Genomic DNA, 17,940 nt, shown 5'->3' with positions numbered 1-17,940 from the left:
GTGTTGGGGCCCTGCTTGCGGCGACGCGCGCATTGCGCGCCTGTCGGCCGGTATCGGGCGGGCGCTCAGGCCGCGTTGCTGTCGAGTGCCTTCTTGAGCAGCGCGTCGAGCTCCGCGAACTGCGGTGCGCCGACATAGCGCTTCAGGATCTTGCCGTCCTTGTCGACGACGAAGGTCGTCGGCGTGAGCTGCACGTTGCCGAACTGCTTTGCGACGCTGCCGTCGTCGAGCGCGACCTTGAACGGCAGCTGGCGCGTCTGCGCATAGTTCGCGACGTACATCGGCGGATCGTAGTTCATCGCGACCGCGACGAATTCCAGCCCCTGACCCTTGAAGCGATTATAGGTATCGACCATCTGCGGCATTTCCTGCATGCAGGTCGCGCAGCTCGTCGCCCAGAAGTTCACGAGATAGACCTTGCCTTTCAGGTCGCCTGCGGTCGAGACCTTCTGGCCCGACAGCAGCGTGAACGTGGCGTCCGGCACGGTGGACTTGCCGTTGAACGCGAAGAAGCCGGCAACGGCGATCGCCGCCACGACGACGACGGCCGCGACATAGCGCATCGGGCTGGCGCGGCGGCCCTGGGTGGGAGGCGTGGAGTTCATCTGCGGGGCTCTCGGAGTCGGTCGACGGCGCAGGACATCGCGGTCGAAATTCGGCGCTCATTTTAGCGCGAATGCGGCGCGCGCACCGGAGGCCGCCGCGCATTCGCGGATGGCCGTTCGACGGATAATGCACGCTTTGCCTGCTTCGATCCGCGTCATGCCGAAGGAAGTCACCGATTCGTTGCGCCCCCTTTTTCGTCGTTTCCGTCCGCTGCGGCACTTCGCCGCGCTCGCGTGCATGAGCGTCGCGCTGGCCGCGTGCTCGCCGTCGTACGACTGGCGCACGCTGCACAACGACGCCGGCTACACGGTCGACCTGCCGGCGAAGCCGACCGTCGAGCAGCAGCCGGTGGCGATCGGCGGCGCGTCGATGCCGATGCGGATGCAGGCCGCGCACGTGGACGGTGCGGTGTTCGCGGTCGGCACGCTGACGCTGCCGGACGACAGCGACGACACGCGCCGCGCGGCGCTCGAGTTCCTGCGCACCGGGCTGTCGCGCAACCTCGACGGCGCGCCGCAGACGGCTGCGGTGCCGGTGCCGCTTGCGTCCGGCGGCGCGGTGAACGGGCTCGAGCTGCGCATCGCGGGCGCGGCCGCCGGCGGCGATCGCGCGCGCAAGACGATCGTCGCACGGCTGGCCGCGCGCGGCCGGCATGCGTACCAGGCCGTCGTGATCGCCGACGGGCCGCTTGCCCAGGAGCAGCTCGACCAGTTTTTCGGGTCGTTCAAGCTCGACTGAACACGGCGGGCGAGGGCGCCTCGGAGCGTCTTCGCCGACTGAAAGTTCGTTCGCAACTTTCGGCGCTAGTCGCCGGATTTTGCGAGGTTTTTTCGACTATCCACAGCGCATGTGGATAACTTTGTTGAAAAGTTGCCCGAATCTGCCGCCCGCCCGCGCCGGGCGGCCTTCCGGCCTGCTTGAGCAGCGGCTTGCCGTTCAAGAAAAGTCAATCAAAACAATGGCATGCGAACCGCGTATCAAGTATTGCCCGTCACGACGCAATCCGGGGCCGGATTTGTGGAATTGTGCATAAGTCAAGTCTTGACAGCCAGATTTTGTCCTCCGAGGGCACTCACAGCGCCGTCAGCGCGCGCCGGTAGCGGATCGCCTCGGCGATCTGCGCGGCCGTCGGCAGCGGGTCGCCGGCCAGGTCGGCGATCGTCCGCGCGACCTTCAGCACACGGTAATACGCGCGCGCCGACCAGCCGAAACGCTCGCCGGCCTCGCGCAGCAGCCGCTCGCCTTCGTCGGTCGGCCGGCAGAGATCGTCGGTCTCGCGGCCGCTCAGCATGTGGTTCGTCTTGCCTTGCCGGTCGAGCTGCAGCGCACGCGCGTGTGCGACCCGTGCGGCCACCGCGGCACTCGGCTCGCCGGGCGCCGTCGCGCGCGACGCGAGTTCGGCCGGCGACAGCGCGGGCAGGTCGATCTGGATGTCGATGCGATCGACGAGCGGCCCCGACAGCTTGCGCAGGTAGCGCGCGGCGACGTCCGGCGTGCAGCGGCAGCGGCCGGACGGATCGCCGTGCCAGCCGCACGGGCAGGGATTCATCGCGGCGATCAGCTGGCATGCGGCCGGGAAGTCGGCCTGCTGCGCCGCGCGCGAGATCGTGATGCGGCCGGCTTCCAGCGGCTCGCGCAGCATTTCGAGTACGTGCCGGTCGAATTCCGGGAGTTCGTCGAGAAACAGCACGCCGAGATGGGCGAGCGTGATTTCGCCCGGTTGCGGCGGGTTGCGGCCGCCCACCAGCGCGGCGGCGCTCGACGAATGATGCGGCGTGCGAAACGGCCGCTGCCGCCATTGCGCGGGCGAGAAGCCGAGGCGGCTCGCGGAGAGGAGCGCCGCCGACGTCAGCGCCTCGTCGTCGGTCAGCGGCGGCAGGAGGCCCGGCAGCCGTGCGGCCAGCATCGACTTGCCGGCACCCGGCGGCCCGACCATCAGCATGTGATGGCCGCCCGCGGCCGCGACTTCCAGCGCGCGGCGGGCACCGCGCTGGCCGACCACGTCGGCGAGATCGGGGGCGGCCGACGCCGGCCGGGCGTCGAGTTGCGGCGCGCAGACAGGCGCGAGCCGTCCGTCGGGCGCCCCGGCGAGGTGGGCGCACAGCGCGGGCAGGTCCGGCGCACCGAACACGGTGACGCCCGGCACGAGCGCCGCCTCGGCGGCGCTGGCGAGCGGCAGGTACAGCTCCGGGTCGCGGGACGGCTCGGCCAACGCGCCGCCTTCGACATGCCGGTCCCGCGCTACGCCGCACGCCATCGCGAACGCACCGCGCATCGGCCGCAGCGCGCCCGTCAGCGACAGTTCACCCGCGAATTCGCGGCCGGCCAGCGCGTCGGCGGGGATCTGGCCGTTCGCGGCGAGGATGCCGAGCGCGATCGGCAGGTCGAACCGCCCCGACTCCTTCGGCAGGTCGGCCGGCGCGAGGTTGACGGTGATGCGGCGCACGGGGAATTCGAAGCCGCAGTTCTGCAGCGCGGCACGCACGCGCTCGCGGCTTTCGCGGACCTCGAGATCGGGCAGGCCGACGATCGAGAACGACGGCAGCCCGTTGGCGAGATGGACTTCGACGGTGACGTCCGGCGCACGGCCGGAGGCGGGCGCGCGACTGCGCACCACGGCGAGCGACATGGCGAGGCTCCTGTTGAGCGGTCGGGCAGCGGGTCGGGCCGCCTGCCGCGGGAAAGGGAGGAATCGGTGCGCGCGTGCCGGCGAGGCGCGGAACAAAGAACGACGTGAGTACTACATGTCAGGGCGACGCTGGCGAGCGGGCCGCGGCACGCGGCCTGTTCGCCATGCCCCTTGATCAGGCCCGCGAAATCGGGCCTGCGAAATTACGCCTGAGAAATTACGCCTGAGAAGCGGCGAGCTTCTGCTCGAGTTCGGCGACGCGCTTTTCGAGTTCCTCGAGGCGCACACGGGTGCGGGCCAGCACTTGCGCCTGCGTGTCGAATTCCTCGCGCGTGACGAGGTCGAGTTTCGAAAAGCCTTGCGACAGCATGGCCTTCACGTTGCGCTCGACGTCCTTGGCCGGCGAGTTTTTCAGCAGATCGCTGACGCGCGACTGCAGATCGTTGAAAACGTCGCTGGGTTGCTTCATGTGATTCCCCTTCCTTGCACAAAAAATGTGCATCTTCAGTTGCGTACGTGCCCATGATGCACGCGTGACCGGAAATGGTGCGCCGGGGGCGCGAATTCCGGGCATGGCGCCGGCATGGGTGAAAGTCCCTGCATCCCGGGACGTGCGTGCACTCTAGCAACGTTCCTTTCGCCGCGCCAGCAAACCGGCCCGCGTTGGCCATTCGGCCGGGCTTCGACGTCTTTTCGCGCAGGAAACGGCCGTCGCCGCGCGGCGCAATGCGTCACCCGGACGCACATGGCATGCGAGTTGCTGAGAAGAGTCCGTTACAACATTCCAACCAATTCGACGGGACAACTCAGCGAGAGGACTTCATGAAACTCATTACCGCAATCATCAAGCCGTTCAAGCTCGATGAGACGCGCGAGGCGCTGTCGGCGCTTGGCGTCTCGGGCATCACGGTGACCGAGGTAAAAGGGTTCGGCCGCCAGAAGGGGCACACCGAGCTGTATCGCGGCGCCGAATACGTGGTCGATTTCCTGCCGAAGATGAAGATCGAGGCAGCGGTGTCCGACGATCTCGTCGACCAGGCGGTCGAGGCGATCGAGCGGGCCGCGCGCACCGGCAAGATCGGCGACGGGAAGATCTTCGTCACGGCGATCGAACAGGTGATCCGGATTCGCACCGGGGAGACGGGCGCAGACGCGCTGTAACAGAACAGACAAGACAAGCGACAAGAGGAAACCCAAGATGCGCAAACTTCTGATGTCCCTGCTGATGGCCGGCTCGCTGATCGCGGCAGGCGTCGGCTCCGCGCTCGCCGACGACGCGGCGTCGGCCGCTTCCGCGCCGGCTGCGTCGGCTCCGGCCGACGCTTCGGCCGCCGCCGCCGCCCCGGCCGCCCCGGCCGCTTCGGCGCCGGCTGCGTCGGAGGCCGCCGCTTCGGCGGCAGCGACCGCGCCGGCTTCGGGCGCCGCCGACGCATCGGCCGCCGCCGCCGCGTCCGCACCGGCCGCGCCGGCTGCGCCGACCGCACCGTTCTCGGTCGATTCGTCGAAGATCAGCGCGGGCGACACCGCATGGATGCTGACGTCGACCGCGCTCGTGCTGTTCATGACGATCCCCGGCCTCGCGCTGTTCTACGCGGGCATGGTCCGCAAGAAGAACGTGCTCGCGACCGTGATGCAGAGCTTCGCGATCACCGCGGTGATCACGGTGCTGTGGACGGTGGTCGGCTACAGCCTCGCGTTCACGCCGGGCAACGGCTTCATCGGCGGCCTGTCGCGCGCGTTCCTGCACGGCATGAACTACATCAAGGGCGACAAGGCGACGACGCTGACCGTCAGCCATCTCGCGACGACGATTCCGGAATCGGTCTACTTCGTCTACCAGATGACGTTCGCGATCATCACGCCGGCGCTGATCTGCGGCGCGTTCGCCGATCGCATGAAGTTCTCGGCGATGCTCGTGTTCATGACGCTCTGGTCGCTGATCGTCTACGTGCCGGTCGCGCACATGGTGTGGGAGCCGACCGGCTGGCTGTCGGCCGACGGCGTGCTCGACTTCGCGGGCGGCACGGTGGTGCACATCAACGCCGGTATCGCGGGCCTCGTGTCGTGCCTCGTGCTCGGCAAGCGCGTCGGCTACGGCCGCGAATCGATGGCGCCGCACAACCTCGTGCTGACGATGATCGGCGGCTCGATGCTGTGGGTCGGCTGGTTCGGCTTCAACGCGGGCTCCGCGGTCGCCGCTGACGGCCGTGCCGGCTTCGCGATGCTGACCACGCAAGTGGCGACCGCCTGCGCGGCGCTCGGCTGGATGTTCGCCGAGTGGATCGCGAAGGGCAAGCCGTCGGTGCTCGGCATCGTGTCGGGCGCGGTCGCGGGTCTCGTGGCGATCACGCCGGCCGCCGGTTTCGTCGGCGTGGCGGGCGCACTGGTGATCGGCATCGCCGCCGGCGTCGTCTGCTTCTGGTCGGCGACCTGGCTCAAGTCGAAGCTCGGCTACGACGATTCGCTCGACGCGTTCGGCGTGCATGGCATCGGCGGGATTCTCGGCGCGCTGCTGACGGGGGTGTTCGCGGTCAAGGACATCGGCGGCGCCGACGGCAGCCTGCTGCTGCAGGCGAAGGGCGTGCTGATCACGCTGGTCTACAGCGGCGTGCTGAGCTTCGTGCTGCTGAAGCTGATCGACCTGACGATCGGCCTGCGCGTGACCGAAGAGGAAGAGCGCGAAGGTCTCGACGTGATCCTGCACGGCGAGCACGTGGAATAAGTCACACGAATCAACGGCGGGCCGCCGCGACGACGGCGCCCGCTCCGAATGAGCGCAGCGACTTCGGCCCGCCTACCCGGCGGGCTTTTTTTCTCCTGTCACGCACTGCCGTAGCGGATAACCCTTCACTCTATCGGGTCAATAGCCGAAAACTTCCTGCATATCCTTGTGAAGCCGGGAACAATCCCCAAATGGGCAAGGCAATTGCTCTACAATCTTCATTCTCCCGCTCGCGAGTGATTCATGGTTCCCCACCTCGTTACGGCGTTGAACGGTCCGCTGCTCGAGCTCGAGCAGAAGATCCTCGACGCGACACCTGCGATCGAACGCTGGTTCAGGCTCGAATGGCAGGAACACACCCCGCCGTTCTATTGTTCGGTGGACCTGCGCAATGCCGGCTTCAAGCTGGCGCCCGTCGACGCGAACCTGTTTCCCGGCGCGTTCAACAACCTGCCGTCCGAAGTGCTGCCGCTTGCCGTGCAGGCTGCGATGGCCGCGATCGAGAAGATCTGCCCGGACGCGAAGAACCTGCTCGTGATTCCCGAGCTGCCGACCCGCAACGCGTTCTACCTCGAAAACGTCGCGCGCCTCGCGACGATCATGCGTCAGGCCGGCCTGAACGTGCGCTTCGGCTCGCTCGACCCGAGCATCACCGACATGACGCCGATCACGCTGGCCGACGGCCAGAAGATCGTGCTCGAGCCGCTCGAGCGTTCGCAGCGCCGTCTCGGCCTGAAGAACTTCGATCCGTGTTCGATCCTGCTGAACAACGACCTGTCGGCCGGCATTCCGGCCGTGCTGGAAAACCTGCACGAGCAGTACCTGCTGCCGCCGCTGCACGCGGGCTGGGCCGTGCGCCGCAAGTCGACGCACTTCTCGTGCTACGACGACGTCGCGAAGAAGTTCGCGAAGATGGTCGGCGTCGATCCGTGGATGGTGAATCCGTATTTCGCGCACGTGGAAGGCGTCGACTGGCAGGCGCATGAAGGCGAGCAGGCGCTTGCCGACGCGATCGACGGCGTGCTGAAGAAGATCGCGCGCAAGTACCGCGAATACGGGATCAGCGAGAAGCCGTACGTCGTCGTGAAGGCCGACGCGGGCACGGCGGGGCGCGGCGTGATGACCGTGCACGACGCGGCCGAGATCGGCCGGATGTCGAAGGCCGAGCGCGCGCAGATGGCCGAGTCGAAGGCCGGCCTCGCGGTGCGCGACGTGATCGTGCAGGAAGGCGTGTATACGTTCGAGCGCGTCGGCGACGAAGTAGCCGAGCCCGTCGTGTACATGATCGACCGCTATGTGGTCGGCGGCTTCTACCGCACGCACGCCGGCCGCGAACGCGACCAGAACCTGAACGCGCCCGGCATGCACTACGTGCCGCTCGGCTTCGAGCACACGGCGCTGCCGGATGCCGGCGCGAAGCCGGGTGCCGCGCCGCCGAACCGTTTCTACATGTACGGCGTCGTCGCGCGGCTGTCGCTGATCGCGTCGTCGATCGAACTGGAAAAGACCGATCCCGAAGCCATCCAGGTGTAACGGACCTTCGCCAAGTACAGGACCTCATGGACATTCTCTTTATCGCCGACCCGCTCGAGCGCTTCAAGATCTACAAGGATTCGACCTACGCGATGATGGCCGAGGCGGCGCGGCGCGGGCATGCGGTGTACGCGTGCGAGCCGAACCACCTCGCGTGGACGGGGTCGGCCGTCGAGGCCGACGTGCGGCGCATCACGTTCGTCGGCGACCCGGGCGACCTGCACCGTCATCCGTGGCACGAGGCGGCCGCGCACGCGTCGCGCCTGCTGACGTCGTTCGGCGCGGTGCTGATGCGCAAGGATCCGCCGTTCGACATGGAATACGTGACGTCGACGTGGCTGCTCGAGCTGGCCGAGCGCGCCGGCGCGCGCGTGTTCAACAAGGCGCAGTCGATCCGCGACCATTCGGAGAAGCTCGCGATCGGCGAGTTTCCGCAATTCGTCGCGCCGACGCTCGTCACGCGCGACGCGAAACGGCTGCGCGCGTTCCACGCCGAGCACGGCGACGTGATCCTGAAGCCGCTCGACGGAATGGGCGGGATGGGCGTGTTTCGCGTGAAGCCGGACGGCATGAACCTCGGTTCGATCATCGAGATGCTGAGCCACGACGGCACGCGCTCGGTGATGGCGCAGAAATTCATCCCCGAGATCAAGGCCGGCGACAAGCGCATCCTGCTGATCGGCGGCGAGCCGGTGCCGTATTCGCTCGCGCGGATTCCGCAGGGCAGCGAGGTGCGCGGCAATCTCGCGGCGGGCGGGCTCGGGGTCGCGCAGCCGCTGACCGCGCGCGATCGCGAGATCGCCGAAACGCTCGGGCCCGTGCTCGCGGCGCGCGGGCTGTTGCTGGTCGGCCTCGATGCGATCGGCGACTGGCTGACCGAGGTGAACGTCACGAGCCCGACGTGCTTCCGCGAGATCATGGAGCAGACGGGCTTCGACGTCGCCGCGATGTTCATCGACGCGCTGGAGCGTGCGGTCGCGTAGGCCGTCTCCCGCGCAACCCCGGCGGCGGCCGCGCAGGTCCCCCGTCGCCGGAGCAGCTCGGCCGGACAGGCCGACCGGCCTGCTACAATGCCCGCTTGCCCGGTGCCGCGATCGCGCACCGAAGGCCCGGCGGTCGGGCCGACACTGTTGCAAGGCTTGAACATGAAACGACCCTCTCGATCGCGTTGCTCGTTGCCCGGCTCGGGGCGGACAGGCGGGTGCTGACATGGCCGGGATCCTGATCATCGCGCACGCCCCGCTCGCCACCGCGCTGCGGGACTGCATCGCGCACATCTATGGCGGCGTGCCCGCCCGCATCGGCTGTATCGACGTGATGGCGGACAGCGATCCGACCCAGGTGATGGCGTTCGCGCATGCGGAGCTCGCGCGGCTCATGGAAGAGAACGGCGTGGTCGTGCTGACCGACATGTACGGCGCGACGCCCGCGAACATCGCGGGCCAGCTCGCGAAGGTCGCGGACGTGCGGGTGCTGGCGGGCGCCAACCTGCCGATGCTCGTGCGGGCCGTCTGCTACCGCACCGTGCCGCTCGACAAGCTGGTCGACAAGGCGTTGTCCGGCGGCGCGAAGGGTGTCCACGAAGTCGCGGCGGGCACGCCGCCGCCGCCGAGCGAAACCGGCTGCGGCCAGTGCGCGCCGATTCCGCCGGAGCCGTGCCCGCGCACCCGGCCGACGTGACCGGATTGCGTTCCCCGTTTTAGACCCGTTCGCCGGCGCTGGCCGCCGGCGGCCCCGACCGACCTGACCGAGAATCATGCTTCAACAAGAAACCACCATCGTCAACAAATTGGGGCTCCATGCGCGCGCATCGGCCAAGCTTACGCAACTGGCCGGCAACTTCCAGTCGGAAGTCTGGATGACGCGCAACGGGCGCAAGATCAACGCGAAGAGCATCATGGGCGTGATGATGCTGGCGGCGGGCATCGGCAGCACCGTGACGATCGAGACCGAAGGGCCCGACGAGCGGGAAGCGATGGACGCACTGCTGAAACTGATCGCGGACAAGTTCGGCGAAGGCCAGTGATCCGCACGCGCCACGCACGGGATCGTTGCCGTTTCCAGTCAGAATGCCGCGGATTCCGCGGCATTTTTTTCGCAGGCACGATTGATGCGATCCGCGCAATGCTGCGGTGCATGCAGTCAGCGGCCACGTGTGGAATTTATAATCGCTAACCGGGGTCATAAGCGCATCGCAGCAGTGTGCCGCGGCTTTACTTGTACAGAGGAGGTGCGCGTGTCCTTCACGCTGCATGGCATTCCCGTCTCACGAGGTATCGCGATCGGGCGAGCGTACCTGATCGCGCCGGCGGCGCTCGACGTCGCCCATTACCTGATCGACGCCAACCAGATCGACGCCGAGGTCGAGCGCTTCCGCACGGCGCTCGATGTCGTGCATCACGAACTCGAGGCGCTGCGCGCCGACCTGACCGACGACACCCCGAGCGAGGTCGGTGCATTCATCGACGTCCACGCGATGATCCTGAGCGACGAGATGCTCGTGCAGGAAACCATCGACCTGATCCGCACGCGCCGCTACAACGTCGAATGGGCGCTGACCGAGCAGCTCGAGCTGCTCACGCGTCACTTCGACGACATCGAGGACGAATACCTGCGCGAGCGCAAGGCCGACATCGAGCAGGTGGTCGAGCGTGTGCTGAAGGCGCTCGCCGGTGCACCGTCCGCGTCGCAGGCGCTCGACCGCGCGGCCGCGAACGGCACGAACGAGATGATCGTCGTCGCGCACGACATCGCGCCGGCCGACATGATGCAGTTCAAGTCGCAGTCGTTCCAGGCGTTCGTCACCGACCTCGGCGGGCGCACGTCGCACACGGCGATCGTCGCGCGCAGCCTCGGCATTCCGGCCGCGGTCGGCGTGCAGCATGCGAGCGCGCTGATCCGCCAGGACGACCTGATCATCGTCGACGGCGACCAGGGCATCGTGATCGTCGATCCGGCACCGATCGTCCTCGAGGAGTATTCGTACCGGCAGTCCGAGAAGCTGCTCGAGCAACGCAAGCTGCAGCGTCTGAAGTTCTCGCCGACGCAAACGTTGTGCGGCACCAAGATCGAGCTGTACGCGAACATCGAGCTGCCCGACGACGCGAAGGCGGCGGTCGAGGCCGGCGCGGTCGGCGTCGGGTTGTTCCGTTCCGAGTTCCTGTTCATGCATCAGAAGGAGATGCCGGAAGAGGAGGAGCAGTTCGCCGCATACAAGCGGGCCGTCGAGTGGATGAAGGGCATGCCGGTGACGATCCGCACGATCGACGTCGGCGCGGACAAGCCGCTCGAGGCGCTCGACGAGGGCTACGAGACGGCGCCGAACCCCGCGCTCGGCCTGCGCGCGATCCGCTGGAGCCTGTCCGAGCCGCAGATGTTCCTCACGCAGCTGCGTGCGATTTTGCGTGCGTCCGCGTTCGGCCAGGTGAAGATCCTCATCCCGATGCTCGCGCACGCGCAGGAGATCGACCAGACGCTCGACCTGATCCGCGAGGCGAAGCGCCAGCTCGACGACGCGGGGCTCGCGTACGATCCGAACGTGCGCATCGGCGCGATGATCGAGATCCCGGCCGCGGCGATCGCGCTGCCGCTGTTCCTGAAGCGGTTCGATTTCCTGTCGATCGGCACGAACGACCTGATCCAGTACACGCTCGCGATCGACCGTGCCGACAATGCGGTCGCGCACCTGTACGACCCGCTGCATCCGGCCGTGCTGCACCTGATCGCCTATACGTTGCGCGAAGCGAAGCGCGCGGGCGTATCCGTGTCGGTGTGCGGGGAGATGGCGGGCGATCCGGCGCTCACGCGCCTGTTGCTGGGGATGGGGCTCACCGAGTTCTCGATGCACCCGAGCCAGCTGCTCGTCGTGAAGCAGGAGATCCTGCGCGCGCACCTGAAGGCGCTCGAGAAGCCGACGGCCGACGTGCTCGCCGCGTTCGAGCCGGAGGAAGTGCAGGCCGCGCTGCAGCGCCTGTCGGTCGCCGAGCCGCGCGCGGATGCGGCCTAGCCGGTCGCACGCCCACGTTCCCGCACGCGGGGCGTGGGCCGCGCGTCAGTGCCGGCCCCCGCACACGGGGCAGTCGGCCTGGCGCGCGATCTTCATCGTCGTCCATTCCATCCGCAGCGAATCGAGCATCATCAGCCGCCCGTTGAGCGTCTTGCCGATGCCGCCGATCACGCGCAGCGCCTCGGCGGCCTGCATCGCACCGATGATCCCGACCGTCGGCGCGAACACGCCCATCGTCGCGCACGCGACTTCCTCGAACGGCTGGTCTTCCGGAAACACGCACGCATAGCAGGGCGCGGCCGGGTCGCGGAAATCGAACGTGCTGATCTGGCCGTCGAAGCGCAGCGCGGCGCCCGACACGAGCGGCACGCCATGCGCGACGCACGCGCGGTTGATCGCGTGCCGCGTCGCGAAGTTGTCGGTGCAGTCGAGCACGACGGTCGCGTTCGGCACGTGCGCGTCGAGCCATGCGTCGTCGGCACGCGCGACGACCGCGTGCACCTTCACCTCGGGGTTCAGTTGCGCGAGCGCGTCGCGTCCCGATTCGACCTTGCTGCGGCCGACCGACGCCGTCACGTGCAGGATCTGCCGCTGCAGGTTCGTGAGATCGACCGTATCGGCGTCGACGAGCGTGATCGTGCCGACGCCCGATGCCGCGAGGTACATTGCGGCGGGCGAGCCGAGGCCGCCCGCGCCGACGACGATCGCATGCGCATCGAGAAAGCGCTGCTGCGCCTCGATGCCGATTTCGTCGACGAGGATGTGGCGGGAGTAGCGAAGGAGTTGATCGTCGTTCATGGGGAGTCGTGGGCGAAGCGGCGGACGTGTCGTTATTTTAGGCGCGCATGAAAAACGGGCCATCGCGGTCTTCCCGCGATGGCCCGTCGGATGCCGGCCGGCGCTTACTTCGGCGCCGACGCGGGCTTCGGTGCGGAGGCCGGCTTCGCGCTGGCGCCCGATGCCTTCGGGGCCGTCGCGGCCTTGCCGGCCGCGCCCTTCGTGCTTTCGGCGAGCAGCGACTTCGATTCCTGCACCGGCTTGCCTTCGAGCTTGTTGAGCGCCTGCTGCATCATGAAGTCGTCGGCGCTGCCGAACTCGATCGGCTTGCGATCGCGATCCTTCTGGCGCTGCTCCGGCGTCTTCTTGTCGTTCTGCTCTTCGAGGACGCGCAGTTGATCCATCCGGCGCTGCTCGCGCTCTTCCTGTTCCTTCTTCTCGTTCGGATCCTGCGTGTTCGCGAGGTGGTTCGTGTAGTCGACCTCGCGCGTCACGAGCACGTCGTCCGGATCGCCGTCCGCGTACTGATCGACCGGCACGTCCGGCGTGATGCCCTTGTTCTGGATCGAACGGCCGCTCGGCGTGTAGTAATACGCGGTGGTCAGGCGCAGCGCGGTGTCGGCCGTCATCGGGCGGACCGTCTGCACCGAACCCTTGCCGAACGTCGTCTTGCCCATGATCTGCGCGCGCTTCGAATCCTGCAGCGCACCGGCGACGATTTCCGACGCGGACGCCGAATAGGCGTTCGTCAGCACGATCATCGGTACCGTCTTGAAGACCGGCGGCAGGTTCTTCAGCGGATCGCCGTCGAAGGACGGCAGGCGATAGTTGTCGTACGTATCGCGGTAGACCTGCTTCGAATCGGGGATCTGGCCGTTGGTCGACACGACGACGGAGTCGGGCGGCAGGAACGCGCCGGCCACGCCGACCGCGCTCTGGAGCAGGCCGCCGCCGTTGTTGCGCAGGTCGAGGACGAGGCCCTTCAGGTTCGGCTGCTGGCGTGCGATGTCCTGCAGCTTCTGCGCGAGATCGGGCGTCGTGCGTTCCTGGAAGCTCGTGATGCGGACATAGGCATAGCCCGGATCGAGGATCTTCATCTTCACGCTCTGGACCTTGATGATCGCGCGCGTGACGGTGACCGGGAACGTGCGGTCGTCGCTCTTGCGGAAGATCGTCAGCGTGACCTTGGTGCCCGGCTCGCCGCGCATCTGCTTCACGGCCTTGTCGAGCGTCATGCCGCGCACCGGCTTGTCGTTGATGCGCGTGATCAGGTCGCCCGGACGGATGCCGGCGCGGAACGCGGGCGTATCTTCGATCGGCGAGATCACCTTGACGAGGCCGTCTTCCTGCGAGATCTCGATGCCGAGACCCGCGAAGCGGCCCTTCGTCTGCTCCTGCAGCTCGTCATAGTCGGTCTTGTCGAGGAACGACGAGTGCGGGTCGAGGCTCGACACCATGCCCTTGATCGCGGCCGTCAGCAGCTTCTTGTCGTCGACCGGTTCGACATACTCGCGCTTGATCTGTCCAAAGACTTCCGCGAACAGGCGGAGCTGGTCGAGGGGAAGCGGCGCCGTGGCGGTCTGCTCGGCCGATGCGGAAACCTGCAGCGTGGCGAACACGCCCGTGGCGAGGCCCGCGGCAATCAGGCCGATGTTCTTCAATTTCATTCGCATAGAGATCTGGTGCGGTCGGGAAGCGCGTGGCGGTAGCGGGGATGTAGCGGACAAGTATAACTGTTCGTCCGGCGGGGCAGTGGAAAGGACCGAAACCGGTTCGACCGTGCCCGGGCGAAGAGGTTCGCGCAAACGCTCGGGGTTCGCGCAAGCGCCCGCCGCGCCGGCGCGGGGCCGGCGCGGCGGGGCGGGATCAGCCCGCCTTGCCCTGCTTCGCGACGGCGGCCTGCGCCTGCGCGATCGCGTCCTGGTCGCCGAGGTAATAGTGCTTGATCGGCTTCAGGTTCTCGTCGAGTTCATACACGAGCGGCACGCCGTTCGGGATGTTCAGGCCGACGATGTCGCTGTCCGAGATGCCGTCGAGGTACTTGATCAGCGCGCGCAGCGAGTTGCCGTGCGCGGCGATCAGCACCTGCTTGCCGGCGCGGACCGCCGGGGCGATCGACTCGTTCCACAGCGGCAGCACGCGCGCGACCGTGTCCTTCAGGCACTCGGTGAGCGGCAGCTGTTCGCGCGGCACCTTCGCGTAGCGCGGGTCGTTGAACGGCGCGCGTTCGTCGGTCGGCTCGAGCGCGGGCGGCGGCGTGTCGTAGCTGCGACGCCACACGAGCACCTGGTCGTCGCCGAACTTCGCGGCCGTTTCGGCCTTGTTCAGGCCCGACAGCGCACCGTAGTGGCGCTCGTTCAGGCGCCACGAGTGGACGACCGGCAGGTACATCAGGTCCATCCGGTCCTGCACGTGCCACAGCGTGCGGATTGCGCGCTTGAGTACCGACGTGTACGCGATGTCGAACGTGTAGCCGGCCTCCTTGAGCAATTCGCCGGCCTGGTAGGCCTCGTTGCGACCCTGTTCGGTCAGGTCGACGTCGACCCAGCCGGTGAAGCGGTTTTCCTTGTTCCACGTCGATTCGCCGTGGCGGATGAGAACGAGTTTGTACATGGATCTTGCGGTCGGTAGTGATAGGGAAGCGGGGCGCGTCGCACGGGACCCGACCGGGGCCCGCCATCGCGCAAGACGGTTATTTTATAATGGCGGGATTGTCCTCATCCGATTTCTCTTTTTCCGGCGGATTTCCGTGACGTTCTTTACCGATTACACCAACCTGGCCCTTGTCGCGATCCTGGTGGTATCCGGCGGCCTGCTGGCCTGGCCCGCGCTGCGCCGCGGTCGCGGCGGCCTGTCGGCCGCAGAGGCGACGCAACTCATCAACCGCCGCAACGCGGTCGTGATCGACGTGCGCGCCGCGTCCGATTTCGCGGCCGGCCACCTGCCGTCGGCCCGTCAGGTCGCGGCGGGCGAGATCGGCGCGAAAATTGCGCAGGTCGCGAAGAACAAGAGCACGCCGGTGCTGCTCGTCTGCCAGAACGGCCAGCAGTCGCAGAAGGCGGCGCGCGAGGTCGAGGCGGCGGGCTACGCCGAGGTGCACGTGCTCGAGGGCGGCGTGGCCGCCTGGCAGCAGGCCGGGATGCCGGTCGTCAAACAAGGAGTGGCGAAGTGAACAAGGTTTTGATGTACAGCACGCAGGTGTGTCCGTATTGCATCCAGGCCGAGCGCCTGCTGAAGCTGCGCGGTGTCGAGCAGATCGAGAAGGTGCTGATCGACCGCGATCCGGCCCGCCGCGACGAAATGATGTCGCGCACGGGGCGCCGCACGGTGCCGCAGATCTATATCGGCGACACGCACGTCGGCGGCTACGACGATCTGTCGAAGCTCGACCGCGAAGGCGGGCTCGTTCCGCTTCTGCAAGCGGCCTGATTAGGGCAGAATGGCCGCCGGCCGCGCCGCGGCTTGGGCGCGCAGGATTCATCCGTGGCGGCCGGCGAGAAGCCGGGCCGCCCCGTCACCACTTTTAGGGAAACACCATGTCCGACGTCGAAAACCAACCGTTCTTCAACATCCAGCGCGTCTACCTGAAGGATATGTCGCTCGAGCAGCCGAATTCGCCGGCGATCTTCCTCGAGCAGGACATGCCGTCGGTTGAAGTCGAAGTCGACGTCAAGGCCGACCGCCTCGCGGAAAGCGTATTCGAAGTCGTCGTGTCGGGCACCGTCACCGCGAAGGTGAAGGACAAGGTCGCGTTCCTGATCGAAGCGAAGCAGGCCGGCATTTTCGACATCCGCAACATTCCGGACGAACAGCTCGATCCGCTCGTCGGCATCGCGTGCCCGACGATCCTGTTCCCGTACCTGCGTTCGAACATCGCCGACGCGATCACGCGCGCGGGCTTCCCGCCGATCCACCTGGCGGAAATCAACTTCCAGGCGCTGTACGAACAGCGTCTCGCGCAGCTTCAGCAGCAGGCCGGTGCCGCAGCAGGCGCGCCGAACGGCACGACGCTGAACTGACGTTCTGTTCGGAGGACCGGTGCTGGGTATGAAAGTAGCCGTTCTCGGCGCCGGTGCCTGGGGCACCGCGCTCGCGGGCCATCTGGCCGCGCGGCACGATACGCTTCTGTGGGCGCGCGATGCCGCGCTCATCGCCGGGCTGCAGGCCCGGCACGAAAATTCCCGCTATCTGGACGGCATCGCGCTGCCTGACGCGTTGCGCTACGACGCCGATCTCGGCGCCGCGCTCGCGCATGGCGCCGCGGACGACGCGCTGTGCGTGATCGCCGCGCCGGTGGCCGGGCTGCGCACGCTGTGCCACGCGATGCGCGACGCAGGCTGCGTGCCTGCGCACATCGTCTGGGTCTGCAAGGGCTTCGAGGCCGACACGCACCTGCTGCCGCACCAGGTGATCGCGGCCGAGCTGCCCGGGCAGCACAGCAACGGCGTGCTGTCGGGGCCGAGCTTCGCGCGCGAGGTCGGGCAGTCGCTGCCCGTCGCGCTGACGGTGGCGAGCACGTCCGCCGAATGCCGCGAGCGCACGCTCGCCGCGTTCCATCACGGCGCGATGCGGATCTACACGGGCGACGATGTGGTCGGTGTCGAGGTCGGCGGCGCGGTGAAGAACGTGCTCGCGATCGCGACCGGTATCGCCGACGGCCTCGGCCTCGGGCTGAACGCGCGTGCCGCGCTGATCACGCGCGGCCTCGCCGAAATGTCGCGGCTGGGCGTCGCGCTCGGTGGCCGTGCGGAAACCTTCACGGGCCTGACCGGCCTCGGCGACCTGATCCTCACCGCAACGGGCGACCTGTCGCGCAACCGCACGGTCGGCCTGCAACTGGCGGCCGGCCGCACGCTGAACGATATCCTCGGCGCGCTCGGCCACGTGGCCGAAGGCGTGCGCTGTGCGCAGGCCGTGCTGGCCATCGCGCGCGCGCAGTCGATCGAGATGCCGATCACCGAAGCCGTGTGCGGCGTGCTGTTCGACGGCATCGCGCCGCGCGACGCCGTCAGCGGCCTGCTGCGGCGCGACGCGCGCGCCGAGTAGCGCGGCGGTCGCATCGCCGCGCAAAGCGGATTACGCTTGAACCATCTCCGGCATTCGAGGAGGCCGTCATGCTGCAGATCCGTTCCACCACGCTCGATGCGCAGGTCGTCGACATCACGACGCTCGATGTCGACGCGATCGTCAACGCCGCGAACGGCTCGCTGCTCGGCGGGGGCGGCGTCGACGGCGCGATCCACCGCGCGGCCGGCCCCGGCCTGCTCGCAGAGTGCCGCACGCTCGGCGGCTGCGACACGGGTGACGCCAAGCTCACGCGCGGCCACGGGCTGCCGGCGCGCTACGTGATCCATGCGGTCGGGCCCGTGTGGCACGGCGGCAGGCGCGGCGAGGCCGACCTGCTCGCGTCGTGCTACCGCCGCGCGATCGAGCTGGCCGAGGAGGTCGCGGCGACGTCGATCGCGTTCCCGGCGATCAGCTGCGGAATCTATCGCTATCCGGCCGAAGAAGCCGTCGACATCGCCGTGGGCACCGTCGCCGAAATGCTGCCGCAGGCGCCGAATCTCGCACGCGTGGTGTTCGCGTGCTTTTCCCCCGACATCTACGACCTGTACCGCGCGCGGCTCGCGCGTCGCTGACGCACGTTCGCGCGAACGACGGTCGATG

General features: G+C 67.8%; 19 protein-coding genes. 13 read left to right on the top strand and 6 right to left on the bottom strand.

Translation table 11 applies throughout. The features are described 5' to 3' along the window. Positions 1–65: 65 nt before the first annotated feature. Positions 66–605 carry a TlpA disulfide reductase family protein gene (locus tag WT26_RS18855; RefSeq protein WP_069273507.1) on the bottom strand — a complete coding sequence of 180 codons (540 nt, stop codon included), beginning with the start codon at positions 603–605 and terminating at the stop codon, positions 66–68. Positions 606–762: 157 nt separating this feature from the next. Here WT26_RS18855 and WT26_RS18850 point away from each other — a divergent pair, with 157 nt between their 5' ends. Beyond that, positions 763–1,344, top strand: coding sequence for a hypothetical protein (locus WT26_RS18850; RefSeq protein WP_069273506.1), 582 nt, complete (start codon positions 763–765; stop codon positions 1,342–1,344). 334 nt (positions 1,345–1,678) lie between these two features. Here WT26_RS18850 and WT26_RS18845 read toward each other — a convergent pair whose 3' ends face one another. Both WT26_RS18845 and WT26_RS18840 read right to left on the bottom strand, forming a co-directional pair. After that, on the bottom strand, positions 1,679–3,235 hold the full coding sequence (locus WT26_RS18845) for a YifB family Mg chelatase-like AAA ATPase (protein WP_069273505.1): 1,557 nt from the start codon (positions 3,233–3,235) through the stop codon (positions 1,679–1,681). Positions 3,236–3,452: 217 nt separating this feature from the next. Next, a complete protein-coding gene (locus WT26_RS18840; protein WP_006398174.1) occupies positions 3,453–3,704 on the bottom strand; it encodes an accessory factor UbiK family protein in 252 nt (83 codons plus the stop codon). A gap of 353 nt (positions 3,705–4,057) precedes the next feature. Between WT26_RS18840 and WT26_RS18835 the strand changes: the two genes are divergently transcribed. The 7 genes from WT26_RS18835 to ptsP all read left to right on the top strand — a co-directional run bounded on the left by WT26_RS18835 (position 4,058) and on the right by ptsP (position 11,496). After that, positions 4,058–4,396: a P-II family nitrogen regulator gene (locus WT26_RS18835; protein WP_027789049.1), complete on the top strand. Its 339-nt coding sequence runs from the start codon at positions 4,058–4,060 to the stop codon at positions 4,394–4,396. A gap of 37 nt (positions 4,397–4,433) precedes the next feature. Then, on the top strand, positions 4,434–5,957 hold the full coding sequence (locus tag WT26_RS18830) for an ammonium transporter (RefSeq protein WP_069273504.1): 1,524 nt from the start codon (positions 4,434–4,436) through the stop codon (positions 5,955–5,957). A gap of 243 nt (positions 5,958–6,200) precedes the next feature. Further along, positions 6,201–7,490: a glutamate--cysteine ligase gene (gshA, locus tag WT26_RS18825; protein ID WP_011353295.1), complete on the top strand. Its 1,290-nt coding sequence runs from the start codon at positions 6,201–6,203 to the stop codon at positions 7,488–7,490. A gap of 26 nt (positions 7,491–7,516) precedes the next feature. Beyond that, complete coding sequence (gene gshB, locus WT26_RS18820; RefSeq protein WP_069273503.1) at positions 7,517–8,473, top strand: glutathione synthase; 957 nt, start codon at positions 7,517–7,519, stop codon at positions 8,471–8,473. A gap of 226 nt (positions 8,474–8,699) precedes the next feature. After that, positions 8,700–9,170, top strand: coding sequence for a PTS sugar transporter subunit IIA (locus tag WT26_RS18815; protein ID WP_069273502.1), 471 nt, complete (start codon positions 8,700–8,702; stop codon positions 9,168–9,170). A 76-nt stretch (positions 9,171–9,246) separates the two neighbouring features. Next, entirely contained in the window at positions 9,247–9,516 is a 270-nt protein-coding gene (locus tag WT26_RS18810) for an HPr family phosphocarrier protein (protein WP_006477716.1), read from the top strand. 210 nt (positions 9,517–9,726) lie between these two features. Further along, the gene (gene ptsP, locus WT26_RS18805; RefSeq protein ID WP_069273803.1) at positions 9,727–11,496 is read left to right on the top strand and encodes a phosphoenolpyruvate--protein phosphotransferase; all 1,770 of its coding nucleotides are present in this window, start codon (positions 9,727–9,729) and stop codon (positions 11,494–11,496) included. 45 nt (positions 11,497–11,541) lie between these two features. Here the strand turns inward: ptsP and WT26_RS18800 are convergent, their stop codons facing one another. From WT26_RS18800 to gpmA, 3 genes are all read right to left on the bottom strand, one after another. Further along, a complete protein-coding gene (locus WT26_RS18800) occupies positions 11,542–12,294 on the bottom strand; it encodes a HesA/MoeB/ThiF family protein (protein ID WP_069273501.1) in 753 nt (250 codons plus the stop codon). 104 nt (positions 12,295–12,398) lie between these two features. Next, positions 12,399–13,946, bottom strand: coding sequence for a S41 family peptidase (locus WT26_RS18795; RefSeq protein ID WP_059531409.1), 1,548 nt, complete (start codon positions 13,944–13,946; stop codon positions 12,399–12,401). A 193-nt stretch (positions 13,947–14,139) separates the two neighbouring features. Continuing rightward, the gene (gpmA, locus tag WT26_RS18790) at positions 14,140–14,886 is read right to left on the bottom strand and encodes a 2,3-diphosphoglycerate-dependent phosphoglycerate mutase (protein WP_021164239.1); all 747 of its coding nucleotides are present in this window, start codon (positions 14,884–14,886) and stop codon (positions 14,140–14,142) included. 136 nt (positions 14,887–15,022) lie between these two features. On the opposite strand from gpmA, the gene WT26_RS18785 reads away from it, so the two are divergent. The 5 genes from WT26_RS18785 to WT26_RS18765 all read left to right on the top strand — a co-directional run bounded on the left by WT26_RS18785 (position 15,023) and on the right by WT26_RS18765 (position 17,912). Further along, positions 15,023–15,445: a rhodanese-like domain-containing protein gene (locus WT26_RS18785; protein WP_059531404.1), complete on the top strand. Its 423-nt coding sequence runs from the start codon at positions 15,023–15,025 to the stop codon at positions 15,443–15,445. Beyond that, complete coding sequence (gene grxC, locus WT26_RS18780; RefSeq protein ID WP_021164237.1) at positions 15,442–15,702, top strand: glutaredoxin 3; 261 nt, start codon at positions 15,442–15,444, stop codon at positions 15,700–15,702. Before WT26_RS18785 ends, grxC begins: the two co-directional genes overlap by 4 nt. 107 nt (positions 15,703–15,809) lie before the next feature. Beyond that, entirely contained in the window at positions 15,810–16,292 is a 483-nt protein-coding gene (gene secB, locus WT26_RS18775) for a protein-export chaperone SecB (RefSeq protein WP_011353285.1), read from the top strand. Positions 16,293–16,320: 28 nt separating this feature from the next. Then, positions 16,321–17,319 (top strand): NAD(P)H-dependent glycerol-3-phosphate dehydrogenase, encoded by a 999-nt coding sequence (locus WT26_RS18770; protein WP_059663356.1) that lies wholly within the window; start codon positions 16,321–16,323, stop codon positions 17,317–17,319. A 68-nt stretch (positions 17,320–17,387) separates the two neighbouring features. Next, positions 17,388–17,912 carry an O-acetyl-ADP-ribose deacetylase gene (locus WT26_RS18765; RefSeq protein ID WP_069273500.1) on the top strand — a complete coding sequence of 175 codons (525 nt, stop codon included), beginning with the start codon at positions 17,388–17,390 and terminating at the stop codon, positions 17,910–17,912. Positions 17,913–17,940: the final 28 nt, after the last annotated feature.

The organism is Burkholderia cepacia (genome assembly GCF_001718835.1).
Classification (GTDB): Bacteria; Pseudomonadota; Gammaproteobacteria; order Burkholderiales; family Burkholderiaceae; genus Burkholderia; species Burkholderia cepacia_F.
This window is presented reverse-complemented; position numbering and strand designations above follow the sequence as displayed.

Bases quoted from the DNA above. Each gene is read 5' to 3' on its own strand.
- WT26_RS18855 (WP_069273507.1), bottom strand. From the start codon at position 605: ATGAACTCCACGCCTCCCACCCAGGGCCGCCGCGCCAGCCCGATGCGC.
- WT26_RS18850 (WP_069273506.1), top strand. From the start codon at position 763: ATGCCGAAGGAAGTCACCGATTCGTTGCGCCCCCTTTTTCGTCGTTTC.
- WT26_RS18845 (WP_069273505.1), bottom strand. From the start codon at position 3,235: ATGTCGCTCGCCGTGGTGCGCAGTCGCGCGCCCGCCTCCGGCCGTGCG.
- WT26_RS18840 (WP_006398174.1), bottom strand. From the start codon at position 3,704: ATGAAGCAACCCAGCGACGTTTTCAACGATCTGCAGTCGCGCGTCAGC.
- WT26_RS18835 (WP_027789049.1), top strand. From the start codon at position 4,058: ATGAAACTCATTACCGCAATCATCAAGCCGTTCAAGCTCGATGAGACG.
- WT26_RS18830 (WP_069273504.1), top strand. From the start codon at position 4,434: ATGCGCAAACTTCTGATGTCCCTGCTGATGGCCGGCTCGCTGATCGCG.
- gshA (WP_011353295.1), top strand. From the start codon at position 6,201: ATGGTTCCCCACCTCGTTACGGCGTTGAACGGTCCGCTGCTCGAGCTC.
- gshB (WP_069273503.1), top strand. From the start codon at position 7,517: ATGGACATTCTCTTTATCGCCGACCCGCTCGAGCGCTTCAAGATCTAC.
- WT26_RS18815 (WP_069273502.1), top strand. From the start codon at position 8,700: ATGGCCGGGATCCTGATCATCGCGCACGCCCCGCTCGCCACCGCGCTG.
- WT26_RS18810 (WP_006477716.1), top strand. From the start codon at position 9,247: ATGCTTCAACAAGAAACCACCATCGTCAACAAATTGGGGCTCCATGCG.
- WT26_RS18800 (WP_069273501.1), bottom strand. From the start codon at position 12,294: ATGAACGACGATCAACTCCTTCGCTACTCCCGCCACATCCTCGTCGAC.
- WT26_RS18795 (WP_059531409.1), bottom strand. From the start codon at position 13,946: ATGCGAATGAAATTGAAGAACATCGGCCTGATTGCCGCGGGCCTCGCC.
- gpmA (WP_021164239.1), bottom strand. From the start codon at position 14,886: ATGTACAAACTCGTTCTCATCCGCCACGGCGAATCGACGTGGAACAAG.
- secB (WP_011353285.1), top strand. From the start codon at position 15,810: ATGTCCGACGTCGAAAACCAACCGTTCTTCAACATCCAGCGCGTCTAC.
- WT26_RS18770 (WP_059663356.1), top strand. From the start codon at position 16,321: ATGAAAGTAGCCGTTCTCGGCGCCGGTGCCTGGGGCACCGCGCTCGCG.
- WT26_RS18765 (WP_069273500.1), top strand. From the start codon at position 17,388: ATGCTGCAGATCCGTTCCACCACGCTCGATGCGCAGGTCGTCGACATC.